This window comes from Myroides indicus (assembly GCF_004364575.1).
In the GTDB taxonomy this organism is placed as follows: Bacteria; Bacteroidota; Bacteroidia; order Flavobacteriales; family Flavobacteriaceae; genus Flavobacterium; species Flavobacterium indicum_A.
The window spans coordinates 38339-56963 of sequence record NZ_SOAG01000015.1; the positions used below are offsets into that span (position 1 = coordinate 38339).

Here is an 18625-nt window from a genome sequence, read left to right on the forward strand (position 1 = left end):
TTTATTTTTTTAATAAATTTACATTACTCAATTACTCAAAAAAGATACCAATAGAAATTAGAGTGTCAATTTGTCAGAATGTATTTTTTTTAAAAAAAGAGAGTTTTAAGTTAAAAATTTGTATAATTGTAGAGAAAAAAATGATATGAAAAAGTTATTAGTATTTGGATTTATCGGATTAATGGTAGTTTCGTGTAAACCAACCATGGACACAAAATCTCAGCTAGGTTTAAAAGGAAACTGGACCTTGACAAGTATTACTCACATAGGTGGAGAATATGTGAAAGTAAATTCGTTTAATATTGCTGATGCTCATTGCTTTGAAGGCAGTCAGTGGAAATTTGTTTCAAATAACAATTCGGGGTCACTTTCTTTAAACAAAGGAGGAGACTGTCCGCATTTTGAAAGTAGTTTTAAATGGACAGTGACACCAAACAGCGATTTTGAATTTAAATTTATTGATGAAGGCGTAAAGGCTAAACACGTTACAACAGGCTATAAGATGAAAGTGAAAAATCAGTCTGCAAATTCTTTTGAACTTGTAGATAAGTTTTACGCTGGCGGACAAAGCTATGATGTAACCTATCATTTTGAAAGAAACTAAAAAGAAAAACAACATTATGAAAAAAGTAACAACATTTGCGCTGGCAGGGACGATGCTGGTAAGTTCATTAGCTTTTACAAGCTGTGATTCTATAAAAAATGCTAATAACACCCAAAAAGGAGCTGCAATAGGAGCTGCAGGAGGAGCAATTATAGGAGGAGTTTTAGGAAATAATGTAGGAAAAGGAGGGAATAGCGCTTTAGGAGCAGTTTTAGGTGGTGTAATCGGAGGAGCAGCCGGAGGTGTCATTGGAAATAAAATGGATAAACAAGCTCGCGAAATTAAAGAAACAGTACCGGGAGCAGAGGTAGAAAGAGTAGGAGAAGGAATTCGTCTTGTTTTGGGGGAAAACTCTGTAAACTTTAATCTTAATCAAGCTACTTTGACTGATAAAGCAAAACAAAACTTAGATAAGCTTGTAAAAGTTTTTAAAGATAATCCAGATACATATATCGATATTTTTGGCTATACAGATATTACAGGAAAAGAAGAGTATAACTTAAAATTATCCAGACAAAGAGCAAATACAGTAAAAACCTATTTGTCACAAAACGGAGTTTCACCAAAGAGAATAAAAACGGAAGGAATGGGTATTGCAGATCCAATTGCTTCGAATGATACAGAAGCGGGAAGAGCAAAAAACAGACGTGTTGAATTTGCTATTCGTGCTAATGAGAAAATGATTGACGAAGCTCAGACAGAAGCTGCAGCTGCTTATTAAAAAATTAAACTTTTACCTTGAGATAAAAAAATGGGATTTTATTACAATCCCATTTTTTTGTAATGATAACAAATTGCTTACAGTTCTTTTGTTCTTAAAAGAAAGATTGAATTAGCACAATAACAATATTGATAAGTTTAACAATTAACGTAATCATATTTCTCCGTTTTTAAATTAACAATCAATACACTTTAATTCGTTTTGTTCTGTCATCTCATAAATATGAATACCTTTTTGCAAAAAGTCATCATCAGATAAAACAGGCTCTATATTTTGATTCAAAATAATTCTTTTTCCTTTTGGAACATAAATATAATACTTTATTTTGGAATTAAGATTAGTGAATTCTTTCTTTGTTAAATTTAAAATTTGATCAGATATAAGTAAGGTGTTGTCTGCTAGTCTGTAGTTAATAGCATTGAAATTATGAGAATAATTTAAGCTTTGTTTTTTTCCTTTTGCAGTATATCGGGTTAATAAGCTTCCCTCAATTTCTATTTTAGTATAAATATTATCTTGAAATGTTGGCAATATTTCTATTTCTACCGGTGTTTCTTTTAGATTTTCAGGGTGTATAAAATTGGAGTAAAGAGCAAGGGTGTCTGAATTATTATTAAAAAAATCTTCTGAAACCACAGCAATTTTTAACGCATCTGTAGTTTGTATATCAAAAATGCTGTCGCGAGTTATGGTTATCGCATTTTTACTGTATTCAAATCTGGAAGTATAATTTTTGAAATCCATAAACGGAATGCAGAATAAAACAAAACTTAAAATCCACAATACAAATAGTGTGATGCAGGTAGCAAAAACGTATTTTAGGTGAGGATATAATAGTTTAAGTCCGATGAGGAATATTCCGATAACCGGCAAAAAAGTTATTCCTGCCAACAAACAAATAAGTGCCCAATAAGGATAGATATCTGTGTATACAGGGAAATCGCTTTGGGCAATTTCAGTGATCAAAAAATCTTGGTTTATAATAAATATGGTAAAACCAATGGCGAGCGAAATAAAAGAGGAAATTGCACAAAAAATAAATAGTATACCAAAAATAGTCCTAATCCATTTAGCGCTATTTTTACCAGCTGTTTTTGTCTGTCTTTTAACGTTGTCGTAGTCAATATTATTGATCTTATCGGTTACGTAATTTACATTCTCTCTAACTTTTTTTTCGATCGTGTTAATATTGATAGGTTCGCCGTGCATTTCTAAAATTTGAGAAGTGGTTTTGGCTTCCGGCATTATTATCCATAAAATAAAATACAATAAAATTCCGGTACCGTAAAAAAATACCAAAATCAAAAAAATGAGTCTAACCCATACAACATCAATTTTGAAATAGTGTGCTAATCCGGCTAAAACACCTCCTACCATAGCTTTTTCTCCATCCCGGTAAAGTTTGCCTTGTTTTCTATAACGACTCTCCTGTTTTGAAAATTCATTATCATCTTCTAATACATAATCTTCAGGATTTCCCATAATAGAAATAATTTCCTGTACGTCTGTAACAGTTATTACTTGATTAGTATCGTTTAATCTTTCTGAAAATAACTCTGCTATTCTAATTTCTATATCGTGAATTACTTCATCTCTTTCTTCAAGAGGAATTGATTGTTTTATAGTGTTTAGATATTGATCCAGCTTATGAAATGCATTTTCATCAATGTGAAAAATACTTCCTCCTATATTTACAGTTAATGTTTTATTCATTGTGATTATTTTTTGTGGTTATAGCTTCAACGGCAAATGATAATTCGTTCCAAGTAACAGCCAGTTCATTTAAAAATTTTTCTCCTTTATCTGTCAGCTTGTAGTATTTTCTGGGTGGACCTGAATTTGATTCTTCCCATTTATAGGATAACAGATCATTGTTTTTTAAGCGGGTGAGCAGGGGGTAGACTGTTCCTTCAACTACTAAAAGCTTCACGTTTTTTAACTCTTCCAATATTTCAGAAGTATAGTAATCGCGCTCTTTTAAAATTGAAAGGATACAAAACTCTAATATGCCTTTCCGCATTTGGGCTTTTGTATTTTCAATATTCATAATCTAATTCTTTAATTACTATGCAAAGATATATATAAAAGAAGATACTATGTATTGCAAGGTAGTGTATATTAACATTAAATTAACTTTAAGAGCGTTGTTAATTTATTGCTTTATTTTTTTGTAACTTTATACAAAATCAATTTAAATATGAAGTTTACGGTTTCCAATATCAATAAATTTTTGTTTTTTAAGCTGCCTTCAGCTTATTGGTCGGGTGTGAGATTAAAAGAAATATCAGAAATAAGAGCCGTAACCACAGTAAAGTACGGATGGAAAAACCAAAACCCATTTCAATCTATGTATTTTGCGGTACAAGCTATGGCGGCAGAACTTTCAACGGGCGCTTTAGTAATGAGTAAAATACATCAAAGCGGTAAAAAAATTTCAATGTTAGTAGCAAACAATAATAGTACATTTACCAAAAAAGCCACAGGGAAGATTTTTTTTGTATGTGAGGATGGAGTTAAATTAGATGAGGCTCTAACAAAGGTTGTAGAAACGGGAGAAGGAGTAACTGTATGGATGCAGTCTGTAGGGAAAAATGAAAACGGAGAGCAGGTTTCTGTCATGAATTTTGAATGGACATTAAAATTAAAACGTTAATTGCTATATGAAAATTTTAATTACCGGTGCAACAGGTTTTATCGGCAAAAAGCTAGTCAAAGTACTTTTAAATCGCGGTTTTGATATTCATTATTTGACTACTTCCGCTGATAAAATAAAAAAGTCAGACAGATATAAAGGTTTTTTTTGGAATCCTTCTAAAAATGAGATCGACACAGCTTGTTTACAGGGTGTAGAAGTTATTATTCATCTTGCGGGAGCTAATATATCGGGCTCCTGGTCTAAAGCAGGTAAAAAGAAAATTGAAGATAGCAGGGTAATTCCAACTTGTTTTTTAAACGAAAAGTTAAAAAATACACCTCATAAAGTAAAACGGGTTATAGCAGCTTCAGCGATAGGGATTTATGAAGATATAGGTCAAGTCCAAACCGAAGCCAATTTTAACCTTGCGGATAATTTTTTAGGTAATGTAGTCCAAAAATGGGAAACAGCAAGCCTCAGCTTTTCAAAGCAGGATATTGAAGTTTGTATCATCCGAATCGGACTCGTGCTGTCAGCTGACGGTGGAGCACTGCCTATCATGGCAAAAGTGACAAAGAATAATTTGGGCAGTGTAGCAGGAAATGGCAAACAGTATTATTCATGGATTCATATCGAAGATTTACTTGGTATTTTTGAATATGCAATTAATAACAAGCTCAGCGGAGTTTATAATGCTGTAGCTCCTGTACCCGAAACTAATCAGGTCTTTACCTATACGCTGGCAGAGGTACTCCATAAAAAAGTTTATTTGACAACACCCTCTTGGTTATTAAAGTTGTTATTGGGTGAAAAATCATTACTGCTTCTGGGCGGACAAAATGTATCGTGCAGTAAAATTGTAAAAAAAGGATATTACTTTAAATACCCTAAACTAAAAAACGCTTTGATAGCTATTTTTAGCTGAAACAAAGATTGACGCCTTAATTTCTCTTTATGTAATCCTAAAATATAAAATAATGTCAAAATGACATAAAAGTGCAATTGGCAAAGGATTTGATTGTAGGACAGCGGACAACAAAATATTATTCCGAATTATGAGTACTGAAAATAAAGATAAACAAGACGAAAATAAAGACATTCAGCAAGATATAGATCAAACTACTGAGGTAAATGAAGAAGTAGAAAATACAGCGGTACCGAATGTTGAAGAAGATTTGAAAAATAAACTGGCAGACGAAAAAGATAAATTTATCCGTTTGTTTGCTGAGTTTGAAAACTATAAAAGAAGAACGTCAAAAGAGCGTTTGGAATTGTTTAAGACAGCCGGAGAGGAGATTATGAAAGTTTTACTTCCTGTGTTAGACGATTTTGATAGAGCTGTGTCAGAGTTGGAGAAAGAAGGAGAAAGTGACCATTTGACAGGAATTAAGTTGATTTCATCCAAATTAAAAGATACCTTGAAAGGAAAAGGATTAGAGGAAGTAATTATTAATGCAGGAGATAGCTTTGATGCCGATGTGTCGGAAGCAGTAACTCAAATTCCTGCAGGGGATGATATGAAGGGTAAGATAGTAGATGTAATAGAAAGAGGTTATAAATTAGGAGATAAAATTATTCGTTTTCCTAAGGTGGTAATAGGACAGTAATCTTTCGGGAGGGAAATATTAAGATAGAAGCAAAATGAAAAAAGATTATTACGAAATATTAGGAATCGACAAAAGCGCCGATGCAGCAGCTATTAAAAAGGCGTATCGCAAAAAAGCAATAGAATTTCACCCTGATAAAAACCCGGGAGATAAAGTTGCTGAAGAAAAATTTAAAGAAGCTGCTGAGGCATATGAAGTATTGAGCGACCCGGATAAAAAGGCAAGATATGATCAGTATGGACATGCTGCTTTTGAAGGTGCGGGAGGATTTGGCGGAGCCGGTCATATGAATATGGAGGATATTTTTAGCCAGTTTGGGGATATCTTCGGAAGTGCTTTTGGCGGCGGTGGCTTTGGCGGTTTCGGCGGCTTTGGTGGCGGTGGTCAGAGACGGGTAAAAGGAACCAGCCTGCGAATCAAAGTGAAGCTTACGTTGGAAGACATAGCTAACGGAGTAGAAAAGAAAATAAAAGTAAAACGAAAAGTAAAAGCTCAAGGTGTTACCTACAAAACATGCCCTACCTGTAACGGTACGGGACAGGTCACTAAAATAGCCAATACTGTTTTCGGAAGAATGCAAACCGCATCTCCGTGTGGAGCTTGCCATGGAAGCGGACAAATTATTGATCAAAAACCGGCTGGTGCAGATGCTGACGGATTAATTTTTAGCGATGAACCGGTATCAATCAAAATTCCGGCAGGCGTTGCAGAGGGTATGCAGCTAAAAGTAAGCGGAAAAGGAAACGAAGCTCCGGGCAATAATAGTGTTCCGGGAGATTTGTTGGTAGTGATTGAAGAGGTTGAGCACGAAGCGCTAAAGAGAGAAGGAGATAATCTTCATTACGATTTATATATCAGCTTTGCAGAAGCAGCATTAGGTGGAAGCAAGGAAATTGAAGCAGTTGGTGGAAGAGTAAGAATTAAACTGGAAGAAGGAATACAGTCTGGAAAAATTCTTCGTTTAAAAGGAAAAGGATTGCCGAGCTTAAATAGTTATGGAAACGGAGATCTATTAGTACACGTCAACGTTTGGACACCCAAAAAGCTGACCAAAGAACAAAAAGAATTTTTTGAAAAAATGATAGATGACGAGAACTTTACACCCTCTCCGGAGAAGGGAGATAAATCTTTTTTTGAAAAAGTAAAAGAAATGTTTTCTTAATTCAAAAAGATGTCATACATTTGGCAAACACTTATTAAACAGTGGATTTTCTTTTTCATAGCAATTTTTCCCAACCTTATTTCATAATAAGGTTGGGTTTTTTTATGCCTTTTCTTTCTAAAAATATGTTTTAAATTCTCCTTAATTTGCTTGGAAAGAATTAGTATTTTTACCAAAATATAAAAATCGACTAAAGACAATGCAACCTATATTAGAAGTAAAGGATGTTTTAAAAAAGTATTCAGACAAAATAGCCTTGGATCATGTTTCGTTAACGATTCCTAAAGGCACTATTTACGGTTTGCTTGGACCTAATGGTGCCGGAAAAACTTCACTGATACGTATTATAAATCAAATTACATATCCCGATTCAGGACAGATTTTGCTTGACGGCGAAACTTTAAATTTACATCACATAAGAGACATTGGCTACATGCCGGAAGAACGAGGGCTGTATAAAACCATGAAAGTAGGCGAACAGGCTATGTATCTGGCACAATTAAAGGGATTGTCAAAAGCAGAAGCCAAAAAACAGTTGGATTATTGGTTTGACAAACTGGATATTAAAGGGTGGTGGAATAAAAAAATTCAAGAGCTCTCTAAAGGGATGGCGCAAAAAATCCAGTTTGTAGTTACAGTATTGCATCAGCCTAAATTATTGATTTTTGACGAACCTTTCTCAGGATTTGATCCCGTAAATGCCAACCTTATAAAAGATGAAATTCTGGAGTTAAAAGAAAAGGGAGCAACTATTATTTTTTCTACGCACCGAATGGAAAGCGTAGAGGAGATGTGTGATTATATTGCCTTGATAAACAAATCTCAAAAACTGATAGAGGGAAAGCTGGTAGACGTAAAACGAGAGTTCCGAACGAATTTGTATCAGGTAGGAGTCCTTACAGATGATATTCAACGTTTGATGGTGCAGTTATCTCAAAAATTTAAGATGGAACAAACCTCCTTTAAATCGCTGAATAATGAGTTACAGCTGGAAATAGATTTGGGAAGCGCCATGCCTAACGAATTGTTACATCTGTTATCAGCAAACGGACAGGTTACTCACTTTATGGAAAAATTACCAACCGTAAACGATATTTTTATTCAAACTGTAAGTAAATAAGATGAGCATTTTATCATTAATAGTAAAAAGAGAATTTATTGCTAAAGTCCGCAATAAATCATTTATCATAATGACTTTTGTAAGTCCTTTATTTTTTGTAGCATTAGCTGTAGTAATAGGTTATTTGAGTTCGCTTAAAGCAGACGTAAAGCAGATTGCAGTCCATGATGAAAGCGGCTGGTTTGTATCTCAGTTTGAAAGTGATGAAATCTATAATTACCAAGATTTGTCAGCTGTTGATGTTAAGATGTTGAAAGAGAATGTACTTGAAGAAAAATACAACGGTTTGATTTATATTCCGCAATCAGACGATATAAAGGAATATGAAAACAAAGTAACTTATATTTCAAATGATAGCCCCAGTTTGGGATTTGTAACTCAGATTGAATCGCTGATTGCAGGGAAAATTACCCATGTTAATTTGGAGAATAAAGGAATTGATGCAAAACAAATAGAAGAAGCACAAGCTAAAGTCAACTTAAATCTGGAAAAAGCGTCGGGAGAATCTACGGTTAAAGGGTTAAACGAAATAAAAATTCTTATAGGCAGCTTATTCGGATACTGTATTATGATGTTTATCATAATCTACGGAAGTATGGTAATGCGATCGGTTATAGAAGAAAAAACAAATCGTATTATTGAAGTGATTATTTCTTCGGTAAAGCCGTTTCAACTGATGATGGGAAAAATTATCGGAACTTCGATTGCCGGATTGCTTCAGTTTATAATCTGGGGAGTTGTTGGAGGGGTATTGTTGTTTATAGCTAGCTCTGTGTTGGGAATGAATGCTTCCTCTCCGGCAGTATCGGCAGAAATGTTGCAGCAAAACGGAGAAGCTTCTGCTCAAATAATCAGTGAAGTACAAAATTACGTAGGAGAAATATTGAGTTTGCCGTTAGCTTCGCTATTTACTTATTTTCTGATCTTTTTTATTGGAGGTTATTTTTTATACAGTTCGCTATATGCAGCGATTGGAGCAGCTGTAGATAACGAAACGGATACTCAGCAGTTTCTATTTCCGGTAATGTTGCCGCTTATGTTAGGAGTTTATATTGGTTTTGTCACTGTAATCAATGATCCGCACGGTACAATTGCAACTGTATTTTCTATGATTCCTTTTACCTCACCTATTGTAATGCTGATGCGTTTGCCTTTTGGCGTACCCATTTGGCAGGTTTTGTTGTCAATCACTTTGTTATTTGGTACTTTTATCATGGTAGTATGGTTTGCTTCTAAAATTTATAGAATAGGAATTTTGATGTATGGCAAACGACCTTCGTGGAAAGAATTGTATAAATGGTTAAAGTACTAAAAGTTTGAAATCCCAAAAAAATATGAAAAAAACATCTAAAATATTAATTGTAGAAGACGAAAACGCTATTCGTCGTATGCTGATTAAGATTCTAGAAGAAGAGTCGAAAGATTATATATTGGAGGGTGTAGAAAATGGAGAGGAGGGGTTAAAAAAGATAGCCGAATCAAATTATGATTTGGTAATCAGCGATATTAAAATGCCAAAAATGGATGGCGAGGAATTACTGATTGAAGCTAAAAAAATCAGACCTAACCTAATGTTTATTATGATTTCCGGACATGGAGATTTGGAAACGGCGGTAAATACAATGCGTGTTGGCGCTTATGATTATATTCCTAAACCTCCTGATTTAAATCGTTTGCTTACAGCAGTTAGAAATGCTTTGGACAAAGGGAAATTAGTAGAAGAAAATATAATTCTGAAAGCAAAAGTAAATAAGAAATACGAGATAATAGGAAGCAGTCAACCCATCGACCATATAAAAGCAATTATCGCAAAAGTGGCGCCAACTGAAGCAAGAGTATTGATTACCGGAGCCAATGGTACGGGTAAAGAACTTGTAGCACATCAGATTCATCAGCAAAGTAGTCGTGCAGGCTATCCTTTGGTTGAAGTCAATTGTGCGGCAATTCCTTCAGAACTAATAGAGAGCGAGCTTTTCGGACACGTTAAAGGAGCCTTTACTTCTGCCGTAAAAGACAGATCAGGTAAGTTTGAAGCCGCTAATAAAGGAACTATTTTTTTAGATGAAATAGGGGATATGAGTCTGGCGGCACAAGCAAAAGTATTGAGAGCGCTACAAGAAAACGTCGTAACCCGCGTGGGGGCAGAAAAAGATGTAAAAATAGATGTACGAGTAATAGCAGCTACCAATAAAGACCTTAAAAAGGAAATAAGAGAAGGGCGTTTTAGAGAGGATTTGTACCATCGTTTAGCCGTAATCTTGATAGAAGTCCCTTCTTTAAAAGACCGAAAAGGAGATATTCCAATTTTAATAGATCATTTTATTAAAAAAATTGCAGAAGAACAGGGAGCAGTTCCAAAAAAGATTTCGCAGGAAGCTGTTAATTTATTGCAGGAGCACAATTGGACAGGTAATATCAGAGAATTGAGAAATGTAGTGGAGAGGTTAATCATTTTAAGTGAGAGTGAAATATCAAGAGAAGATGTAGAACTTTTTGCTAATAAATAAAATGTACGTTTTAAATAAAGGAGAATGAAATTAAAGAAAATAAATCCGATTTTACAGACAAACTTGACAAATATTGGTTTAGTTGAACCAACTGTATTGCAAAAAACGACTTTTGGAAAAATAAAAAGCGGAATTGATGTAGTTTTAATAGCACCTCCATCTGAGGGAAAAACAACAGCGATGGTAATTGCTGTATTGCAAAGATTGGAAAAAGTAAAATCAGAGGAAATAGCTACGCAAGTGCTAATTGTTGTAAAAGACAAGTTTGAAGTAGAAAGACTACAGGAGGTTTTTCAAAATTTGAACAGAAATATAAATCTGCGCATTTATGGCGTACATGATTATACAGATTTAGATGAAGATAAAAATCAAATATCATTGGGTAATGATGTCCTGATAGGTACAGCTGCTCGTTTGAATGAAATGTTCAGCAGTGCAGGTTTTGACATTAACCAGTTAAAAATGTATATTATTGACGATGTCGACATCCAGCTTCGCAATCGCTTAGAACCCAAATTATACAGGTTATCAGAAAGTATAGGTAAAACACAACGTCTTTACATGGCTTTAAATTATATAGAACAATTAGAGATGTTTGTTGATAAAACAATGAGCGAAGACACAGAATGGTTTGATTTTTATGAAGAAGAAGAGTAAAAGATTTTATTTTACTCTTACAGGGTCAGGAACCAATTTAGCGTAATCACCATTATTTCGAATAACATCGCGTACAATACTTGAACTGATAAATGAAGTACTTGCAGCAGTGAGTAAAAAAACAGTTTCTATTTTGGTTAAAAATCGATTGGTATGAGCAATTGCTTTTTCAAATTCAAAATCAGCAGGGTTGCGAAGTCCTCTTAAAATAAATTTAGCATCTTTTTTCAGACAAAATTCAGTAGTCAGTCCAACATAGGTTTCTACTTTTATTTTAGGCTCATTTTTAAAAGTTTCTGCAATAAATTTCAACCTGTCTTCCAGAGAAAACATATATTTTTTGTCAGCATTAATACCAATAGCAACAACGATTTCATCAAATAGTGGCAGTGCTCTTTTAATAATATCATAATGTCCGTTTGTAATGGGATCAAAAGAACCCGGAAAAACTGCTCTTCTCATAAAAGTATCATTTGTTGTTGTGCTTTTGCAAAGCTAAAATAATTGCGTTATCAAACAAATCTGGCAATGAAATCTGTGCTTCTTTTGCTTGTTGGGGTAAAATACTCTCGTTAGTCAATCCGGGAACAGTGTTTACTTCTAATAAAAAAGGAGTTCCGTCAACAATGATAAATTCGCTTCTGGAGAAACCTTCCATTCTCAGAATTTTATAAATACGCGAGGCAATATCTCTTATCGTTTCTTTTGTTTTAGAGTCAATTCGCGCCGGAGTGATTTCTTGAGATTTCCCTAAATATTTAGCCTCATAATCAAAAAAATCATTTTCTGAGATAATTTCTGTAATAGGTAGTACTGTTATTTCTCCCTGATAATTTATAACGCCAACAGAAACCTCAGTACCGTCTAAAAAGCTTTCAATAATGATTTCCGAATCTTCTCGATAAGCAGTTGCAATGGCTTGTAAGAGCTCATCTGAAGATTTTGCTTTAGAAATGCCAAAACTCGAGCCAGAGCGGTTTGGTTTTACAAAACAAGGTAATCCAACGCGCTGGATTATTGCTTCAACATCAATATAATCGCCTTCGTTTAAATAATAAGAAATAGCCGTTTTGATGCCGTATGGTTTTAAAACGGCAAGTATATCGCGTTTGTTCATCGTTAACGCAGCCTGATAAAAACCGCAGGAAGTATGGGGCATTCCTATCAGTTCAAAGTAAGCCTGCAATAAGCCGTCTTCTCCCGGCGTTCCGTGAATTGCATTAAAAACTACATCAAAAACTATTTTTTTGCCATTGTAGTCAACTGAAAAGTCATTTTTATCAATAAAATATTCGGTGTTATCCTCATCAACATATACCCATCTATCCGGTAAGATGTGGATAGCATAAGGAATATATTTTGAGCGGTCAAGCGTATTGCACACTACTTTACCGCTAGCTAAAGATATTTTATATTCGCTGGAATATCCTCCCATTACAACAGCTACGTGTTTCATATTAAAACATTTAGATTTTGGCATTTTTGTAACTGCCCTGCCAAAAGATTTAAAACAAATTTAAAATAAAACCCAGAAACAAAAAATCTTTTCGATTTTATATCTTTGTATGAAATCTATATTACTATGAGATTATTAAATTTTTTAAGAAGCAAGTCTTTTTGGGGCTCTGTTATTTTAGCAGTTGTATTAGTTTTTGTTGCTGCTTTCGTTGCCTTAAAATGGTTAAAAACGACTACTAATCATGATCTGCACATTCAAGTGCCGAATCTGGATAAACTGGATACCGATCAGGCTTTGCAGAAGTTGGAAGAGAAAAAATTAAGAATGGTGGTTTTGGATACATTAGATTATGACAAATCGCTTCCTCCATTAACTATAATAGAGCAAGATCCTGCTGCGGGAATGGATGTAAAGGAAAATAGAAAAATATACGTAAAAATTAATGCTGCTGGTTTTGGTAAAGTTAGCATGCCGGATTTGGAACAGTTGACTTTTAGACAGGCTTTAGCAACGATCAGATCATTAGGGTTAAAAGAAGGTACAAAATCATATCGTACATTTATAGGAAAGGATGTGGTATTAGGCGTTTCTCAAAACGGAAAATCTTTAAAACAAGGAGATAAAGTATTGAAAGATTCAAGAATTGATTTTGTTTTAGGAGATGGAAAAGCAACCTTATCTGATGAAGAACGAGATGTGGCACCGGCTATTGATTAAAAAAAGATAAAATGCAAGAAAGCAATCAAGAACTATTTGAAGATTTTGAAGAAGAACTATACGAACATTACCGATTTGAAGCAGGAAAAGGACAGTCACCTTTGCGGGTAGACAAGTTTTTGATGAATTTAATAGAAAATGCTACTCGGAATAAAATTCAGCAAGCAGCAGCTAATGGAAACATTTATGTAAACGATGTTCCGGTTAAATCAAATCACAAAGTAAAATCGCAGGATGTTGTCCGTGTTTTGATGAAACAGCCTCCTTTTGAAAATATTATCATTCCCGAAAATATACCGTTAAATATTGTTTATGAAGACGATTATTTGTTGGTTGTAAATAAAACTCCGGGGTTGGTGGTACATCCGGGGCATGGAAATTATACTGGTACGCTTGTGAATGCTTTGGCGTATCATTTTGAAAGCCTCCCGCTAAATAGCAGTGAACGCCCGGGATTGGTTCACCGTATAGATAAAGATACAAGCGGACTTTTGGTCGTGGCAAAAACGGAGCATGCAATGACAGATTTACAGCGTCAGTTTGCAGAAAAGTCGACAGAAAGAGAATATATAGCATTGGTTTGGGGGAATGTAGAAGAGGAAGAAGGAACTATAGAAAGCTATATAGGACGGCATGCTAAAGACCGAATGCAGATGGCTGCATACGAAGATGAGAATAAAGGGAAGTGGGCAGTTACACATTACAAAGTATTGGAAAGATTTGGTTATGTAACATTAGTTTCATGCAGATTGGAAACAGGCAGAACACACCAAATTCGCGTCCATATGAAACATATTGGGCATACCCTTTTTAATGATGAGCGTTATGGTGGACATTTGATTCTAAAAGGTACAACTTTTACTAAATACAAACAATTTGTAGAAAATTGCTTTCAGATTTTACCTCGCCAAGCTTTACATGCCAGAACCTTAGGCTTTGAGCATCCAGTAACAAAAGAATACTTTCGGCTTGATTCTGAAATTCCTCAAGATATGCAAGAATGTATTGAGAAATGGAGAAACTATGCTCGTCATTCCAGCTTTGAATATGAATAAAATATTTGAATAGTTAATAGGAGAGATTTGATGCTTTGTTTCTTTTAGCTGAAAATTATGAAATTAAGGCTTTATAAAAACAAATAAAATTGTTTACTTTGGAAGTTTCAAAAACAAGAAATGCAAAATCAATTTAAAACACATGTTAAGAATAATTTCTCAGAGCTGTATTCGGGGAGATTGCTCTTGGCGGTTAGCGGAGGAATTGACAGTGTAGTGCTAATGCACATATGTGCAGCGGCAGAATTAGATTTTGCAGTAGCTCATTGCAATTTTCATTTAAGAGGGGAAGACAGCGATGGCGATCAACAATTTGTTGAGAATTTGTCAAAAGGGATGGAAAAGGAGTGTTTGGTAGCCGAATTCAATACGGAAGAATATTCCCAAAAACAAAAAGTATCCATACAGATTGCTGCCAGAGAACTGCGCTATAGATGGTTTGATTCGTTATTAGAAGAAAACCAATATGATTTTTTATTAACTGCGCATCATTTAGATGACTCTATGGAAACTTTCTTGATAAACCTTTCAAGAGGAACAGGATTAGAAGGACTGTTAGGAATACCCGAACAGAATGGAAAAATCAGACGTCCGTTACTCATTTTTTCGAGAAAAGAAATAGAAGAATACGCTCAGGAAAAAGGAATTTTATGGCGAGAAGATCGAACAAATAGTGAAACTAAATATTTGAGGAATAAAATTAGAAAAAATATTCTTCCTCTATTAAAAGATTTAAATAGCAATTTTGAACAATCGTTTGTCAATACAATTGCAAATTTAAAAGAAACATTTGTATTGAGTGAAGACGCAAGTAAGCTGCATTATGCAGAAGTAGTCACTCAAAAAAAAGATAGCTTGTGCTTTGATATAAAAAAAATTAAAAAACTGTCCTTGCCTAAAGCGTATCTTTATAAATGGCTTCAGCCTTATGGTTTTACGGCATGGAAGGATATTAAAAATCTATTAGATTCAGATTCGGGAAAAAAAATATATTCTGAGGACTATGTATTGTTAAAAAACCGTGATGAATTAATCTTGTATTCAGCTGTTTTAGAGAGAAAAGAAGATAAATACTATTTAGAGCAAAATCAGCCATTGCACTATCCTTTAAAAATAAGTGTTGAATCTTATTGTGATGCCGAATTAGCTTTGGATAAGTCTTTTATATTGGTAGATGAAGACTTAATAAAATTTCCGCTTACAGTTCGCAAGGTTAAAGAGGGAGATAGCTTTAAACCTTTTGGAATGACCGGAACAAAAAAGGTGAATAAATATTTTAAAGATGAAAAATTCAGCCAGTTTCAAAAAGAAAACACATGGTTATTATGTTCAGAAGACAAAATCATATGGATTATAGGAAACAGAATGGATGACCGATTTAAAATACAAGATACAACAACCAAAATTTTAAAAATTCAAACAACATTATGAAAAAAATAGCTTTTTTGCTACTGCTTTTAGTTTCGTTCGCATCAATTCAGGCTCAGGTTATGAATCCGGCGAAATGGCAGACTAAAATTGAAAAAAAATCAGACACAGAGTTTATTATTACTTGGGATGGAATCGTAGAGGACGATTGGCATATGTATTCGCAATATACAGCGGAAGGAGGACCACTTCCGACGGAGTTTGTATATAACAATATTGATGGAAACTATGAATTGATTGGTGATGCTAAAGAAAGTGAGACTAAAACAGTTTACAACGATATATTTGAAGTAGATGAAACATATTTTGTAGGACCAGTTAAGCTAGTCCAGGAAATAAAATTAATCAATCCTGATACGCCTAACATTCAGGTAGAAATGGAATATCAAGTTTGTAAAGATGTTTGTATTAGTCAGAGTAATCTGTTTGTTTATGATTTAAAGACACTGGTGTCTAAAGAAGTAAAAAACTTTGAGGAAGCATCTATAGACCAGGCAGAGACGAAAGATGTAGTAAAAAGTGAGAAATTGGCAGATGAAAATATAAAAATAGCACCTAAAACAGAAGACAGAAGTGTTTGGGGAATCTTTATATGGTCTTTCTTAGGCGGGTTTGCAGCGTTGTTAACTCCATGTGTTTTTCCAATGATTCCAATGACAGTAAGTTTCTTCACTAAGCAAAGTAAAACAAAGGCTAAAGGAATCAGAAACGCAATTACTTATGGTTTGTCCATCATCGTTATTTATGTAGTTTTAGGATTAATTGTTACTAAGATTTTCGGAGCAGATGCATTAAATGCACTATCAACAAATGTATGGTTTAATGTTATTTTCTTTGGAATATTAATTGTATTTGCAGCCTCTTTTTTAGGAGCTTTTGAAATTATGCTGCCTAATTCATGGGCTAATAAAGTAGATCGACAGGCAGACAGAGGTGGGCTGATAGGTATCTTTTTTATGGCGTTAGCATTAGCTATCGTTTCTTTTTCGTGTACAGGTCCTATTGTAGGGACCTTGTTGGTAGAAGCAGCTGCCAAAGGAGGAACCGCGCCTTTAATAGGTATGTTAGGGTTTTCGTTGGCGTTAGCATTACCTTTTATGCTGTTTGCTATGTTTCCTGGGTGGTTAAATTCTATGCCTCGTTCAGGAGGATGGATGAATACAGTTAAAGTTTCTTTAGGATTTTTAGAACTTGCATTAGCATTTAAATTCTTATCTAATGCTGATTTAGTATTGCAAAAACATTGGTTAGAGCGTGAAGTGTTTTTAGCTATTTGGATTGCGGTGTTTGGTGCTTGGGCAATTTATTTGTTTGGAAAAATTCAGTTACCGCATGATTCAAAGATTGAAAGAATTTCTGTTGGGCGATTATTTATGGCCTTGTTAGTATCTACTTTCACTATTTATATGATTCCGGGATTGTGGGGGGCGCCATTAAAATTAATTTCAGGCTTTCCGCCTCCAATGACTTATTCTGAAAGTCCTTATGGAGTAGGTGGTAAAGGAGGAAACGGATCAACTGCTGATTTTTCTTCATTGCCGGAAGGAGCTAAACTAGGAGCACATGACCTGATAGCTTTTACTGATTACCAACAGGGATTAGAATATGCAAAATCTGTAAATAAACCGATACTGCTTGATTTTACAGGATTTGCTTGTGTTAATTGCAGGAAAATGGAAGATTACGTTTGGTCAGACCCTTCGATATTGACAATGCTGAAAAACGACGTTGTATTGATTTCTTTATACGTTGATGATAAAAAAGAATTGCCTGAAAACGAACAGTATATTTCAGAAACAACAGGCAAGAAAATAAAAACTATCGGAAATAAATGGAGTGATTTTCAAATTGAAAAATATCACGCTAATGCACAGCCGTATTACGTGATTTTAGATGCAGAAGAAAACCGTTTAGCAGAACCGATAGGTTATACGCCAGATGCGGAGGAATATAAAATGTGGTTGGAAAGTGGATTAAAAAAGTAAGATAAACCGATAAAATAATTAAAATGAAAAAGACAATTATTGTATTAGCTTTTGCCTTGTTGGGTATTGGTGCTTATGCCCAAGTTCATACCCCGTCTACTAGTACAAAAGCAGAAGTTCATCAGGTAGTAGGTTTAACTGATGTAAAAGTTGATTATTCAAGACCAAATATGCGAGGACGTCAAGTATATGGAGATTTAGTGCCTTATGGACGCCTGTGGAGAACTGGAGCTAATATGAATACGGTAGTTACGTTTGGCAATGATGTAGAAATTGATGGGAAAAAACTAAAAAAAGGATCTTATTCGCTTTTTACAATCCCAAAAGTAGGAGAGTGGGAAGTAATTTTTTACTCAGATGTCAATAATTGGGGATTGCCAGCAAACTGGGATGACAGTAAAGTAGCACTTTCCACTAAAGTAGGAGTTTTAAATTCTAACCGAACAAATGAAACATTTACTATTGCTGTTAATAATGTTAATATTGATTATGCAGATTTAGAAATTATATGGGAAAAAACAATTGTACCTGTTCGTTTTAAAGTACCAACGGATCAATTGGCAATGGAAAGTATAGAAACTACTTTTGATGGTCCTGCAATTGTAGATTACTATGCAGCTGCGGAATATTATTACCTGACAGACAAAAATATGAAATCAGCTTTACAATGGATAAACCAAGCCATAGAAAAATCCGGCGATAAGGTTCCTTACTATTTTGTTAGATTAAAATCGCAAATTCAGGCAAAATCCGGCGATAAAACTGCAGCAGTAGAAACAGCTAAAAAGGCTTTAGAATTAGCAGAAAAAGCCAATAATCAGGATTATGTGAAAATTAATAAAGACGCCATAAAAGAGTGGTCCAAATAGTTTAAAAAAGATAGCTTCAGCTATCTTTTTTAGTTTTTAGTTATTTTCTATCTGTTGTTAAAACAGTATCTTTGCCCCTTAAACAACACAATTTAATAT

General features: G+C 34.4%; 19 protein-coding genes. 15 read left to right on the forward strand and 4 right to left on the reverse strand.

What is annotated here, in order from left to right:
* Window positions 1-145: 145 nt before the first annotated feature.
* Window positions 146-604: a lipocalin family protein gene (locus C8P70_RS07455; RefSeq protein WP_133712715.1), complete on the forward strand. Its 459-nt coding sequence runs from the start codon at window positions 146-148 to the stop codon at window positions 602-604.
* A 16-nt stretch (window positions 605-620) separates the two neighbouring features.
* The gene (locus tag C8P70_RS07460; protein WP_133712716.1) at window positions 621-1325 is read left to right on the forward strand and encodes an OmpA family protein; all 705 of its coding nucleotides are present in this window, start codon (window positions 621-623) and stop codon (window positions 1323-1325) included.
* 174 nt (window positions 1326-1499) lie between these two features.
* Here the strand turns inward: C8P70_RS07460 and C8P70_RS07465 are convergent, their stop codons facing one another.
* Window positions 1500-3038 (reverse strand): PspC domain-containing protein, encoded by a 1539-nt coding sequence (locus tag C8P70_RS07465; RefSeq protein ID WP_133712717.1) that lies wholly within the window; start codon window positions 3036-3038, stop codon window positions 1500-1502.
* Window positions 3031-3372, reverse strand: coding sequence for a PadR family transcriptional regulator (locus C8P70_RS07470; RefSeq protein WP_133712718.1), 342 nt, complete (start codon window positions 3370-3372; stop codon window positions 3031-3033). Before C8P70_RS07470 ends, C8P70_RS07465 begins: the two co-directional genes overlap by 8 nt.
* 150 nt (window positions 3373-3522) lie before the next feature.
* Here C8P70_RS07470 and C8P70_RS07475 point away from each other — a divergent pair, with 150 nt between their 5' ends.
* The 8 genes from C8P70_RS07475 (at window position 3523) to C8P70_RS07510 (ending at window position 11013) form a co-directional block, all read left to right on the forward strand.
* A complete protein-coding gene (locus C8P70_RS07475) occupies window positions 3523-3978 on the forward strand; it encodes a DUF4442 domain-containing protein (protein WP_133712719.1) in 456 nt (151 codons plus the stop codon).
* 7 nt (window positions 3979-3985) lie between these two features.
* Window positions 3986-4885 (forward strand): TIGR01777 family oxidoreductase, encoded by a 900-nt coding sequence (locus C8P70_RS07480; RefSeq protein ID WP_133712720.1) that lies wholly within the window; start codon window positions 3986-3988, stop codon window positions 4883-4885.
* Window positions 4886-5015: 130 nt separating this feature from the next.
* Window positions 5016-5567 carry a nucleotide exchange factor GrpE gene (locus tag C8P70_RS07485; RefSeq protein ID WP_133712721.1) on the forward strand — a complete coding sequence of 184 codons (552 nt, stop codon included), beginning with the start codon at window positions 5016-5018 and terminating at the stop codon, window positions 5565-5567.
* Between the two features lie 34 nt (window positions 5568-5601).
* The gene (gene dnaJ, locus C8P70_RS07490; protein WP_133712722.1) at window positions 5602-6729 is read left to right on the forward strand and encodes a molecular chaperone DnaJ; all 1128 of its coding nucleotides are present in this window, start codon (window positions 5602-5604) and stop codon (window positions 6727-6729) included.
* A gap of 199 nt (window positions 6730-6928) precedes the next feature.
* Window positions 6929-7849: an ABC transporter ATP-binding protein gene (locus C8P70_RS07495; RefSeq protein WP_133712723.1), complete on the forward strand. Its 921-nt coding sequence runs from the start codon at window positions 6929-6931 to the stop codon at window positions 7847-7849.
* A 1-nt stretch (window position 7850) separates the two neighbouring features.
* Window positions 7851-9161: an ABC transporter permease gene (locus C8P70_RS07500; protein WP_133712724.1), complete on the forward strand. Its 1311-nt coding sequence runs from the start codon at window positions 7851-7853 to the stop codon at window positions 9159-9161.
* 22 nt (window positions 9162-9183) lie between these two features.
* The gene (locus C8P70_RS07505; protein ID WP_133712725.1) at window positions 9184-10356 is read left to right on the forward strand and encodes a sigma-54-dependent transcriptional regulator; all 1173 of its coding nucleotides are present in this window, start codon (window positions 9184-9186) and stop codon (window positions 10354-10356) included.
* Window positions 10357-10380: 24 nt separating this feature from the next.
* Complete coding sequence (locus C8P70_RS07510) at window positions 10381-11013, forward strand: DEAD/DEAH box helicase (protein ID WP_133712726.1); 633 nt, start codon at window positions 10381-10383, stop codon at window positions 11011-11013.
* A 6-nt stretch (window positions 11014-11019) separates the two neighbouring features.
* Here C8P70_RS07510 and coaD read toward each other — a convergent pair whose 3' ends face one another.
* Both coaD and C8P70_RS07520 read right to left on the reverse strand, forming a co-directional pair.
* On the reverse strand, window positions 11020-11475 hold the full coding sequence (gene coaD, locus C8P70_RS07515) for a pantetheine-phosphate adenylyltransferase (RefSeq protein WP_133712727.1): 456 nt from the start codon (window positions 11473-11475) through the stop codon (window positions 11020-11022).
* Window positions 11476-11482: 7 nt separating this feature from the next.
* Window positions 11483-12469 (reverse strand): D-alanine--D-alanine ligase, encoded by a 987-nt coding sequence (locus C8P70_RS07520; protein ID WP_133712728.1) that lies wholly within the window; start codon window positions 12467-12469, stop codon window positions 11483-11485.
* Between the two features lie 126 nt (window positions 12470-12595).
* On the opposite strand from C8P70_RS07520, the gene C8P70_RS07525 reads away from it, so the two are divergent.
* The 5 genes from C8P70_RS07525 (at window position 12596) to C8P70_RS07545 (ending at window position 18526) form a co-directional block, all read left to right on the forward strand.
* Window positions 12596-13189, forward strand: coding sequence for a PASTA domain-containing protein (locus tag C8P70_RS07525; RefSeq protein ID WP_133712729.1), 594 nt, complete (start codon window positions 12596-12598; stop codon window positions 13187-13189).
* Window positions 13190-13200: 11 nt separating this feature from the next.
* On the forward strand, window positions 13201-14244 hold the full coding sequence (locus C8P70_RS07530) for an RluA family pseudouridine synthase (RefSeq protein WP_133712730.1): 1044 nt from the start codon (window positions 13201-13203) through the stop codon (window positions 14242-14244).
* 120 nt (window positions 14245-14364) lie between these two features.
* Entirely contained in the window at window positions 14365-15675 is a 1311-nt protein-coding gene (gene tilS / locus C8P70_RS07535; RefSeq protein ID WP_133712731.1) for a tRNA lysidine(34) synthetase TilS, read from the forward strand.
* The gene (locus C8P70_RS07540) at window positions 15672-17657 is read left to right on the forward strand and encodes a protein-disulfide reductase DsbD family protein (protein ID WP_133712732.1); all 1986 of its coding nucleotides are present in this window, start codon (window positions 15672-15674) and stop codon (window positions 17655-17657) included. Before tilS ends, C8P70_RS07540 begins: the two co-directional genes overlap by 4 nt.
* A 23-nt stretch (window positions 17658-17680) precedes the next feature.
* On the forward strand, window positions 17681-18526 hold the full coding sequence (locus C8P70_RS07545; RefSeq protein WP_133712733.1) for a DUF2911 domain-containing protein: 846 nt from the start codon (window positions 17681-17683) through the stop codon (window positions 18524-18526).
* Window positions 18527-18625 lie beyond the last annotated feature (99 nt).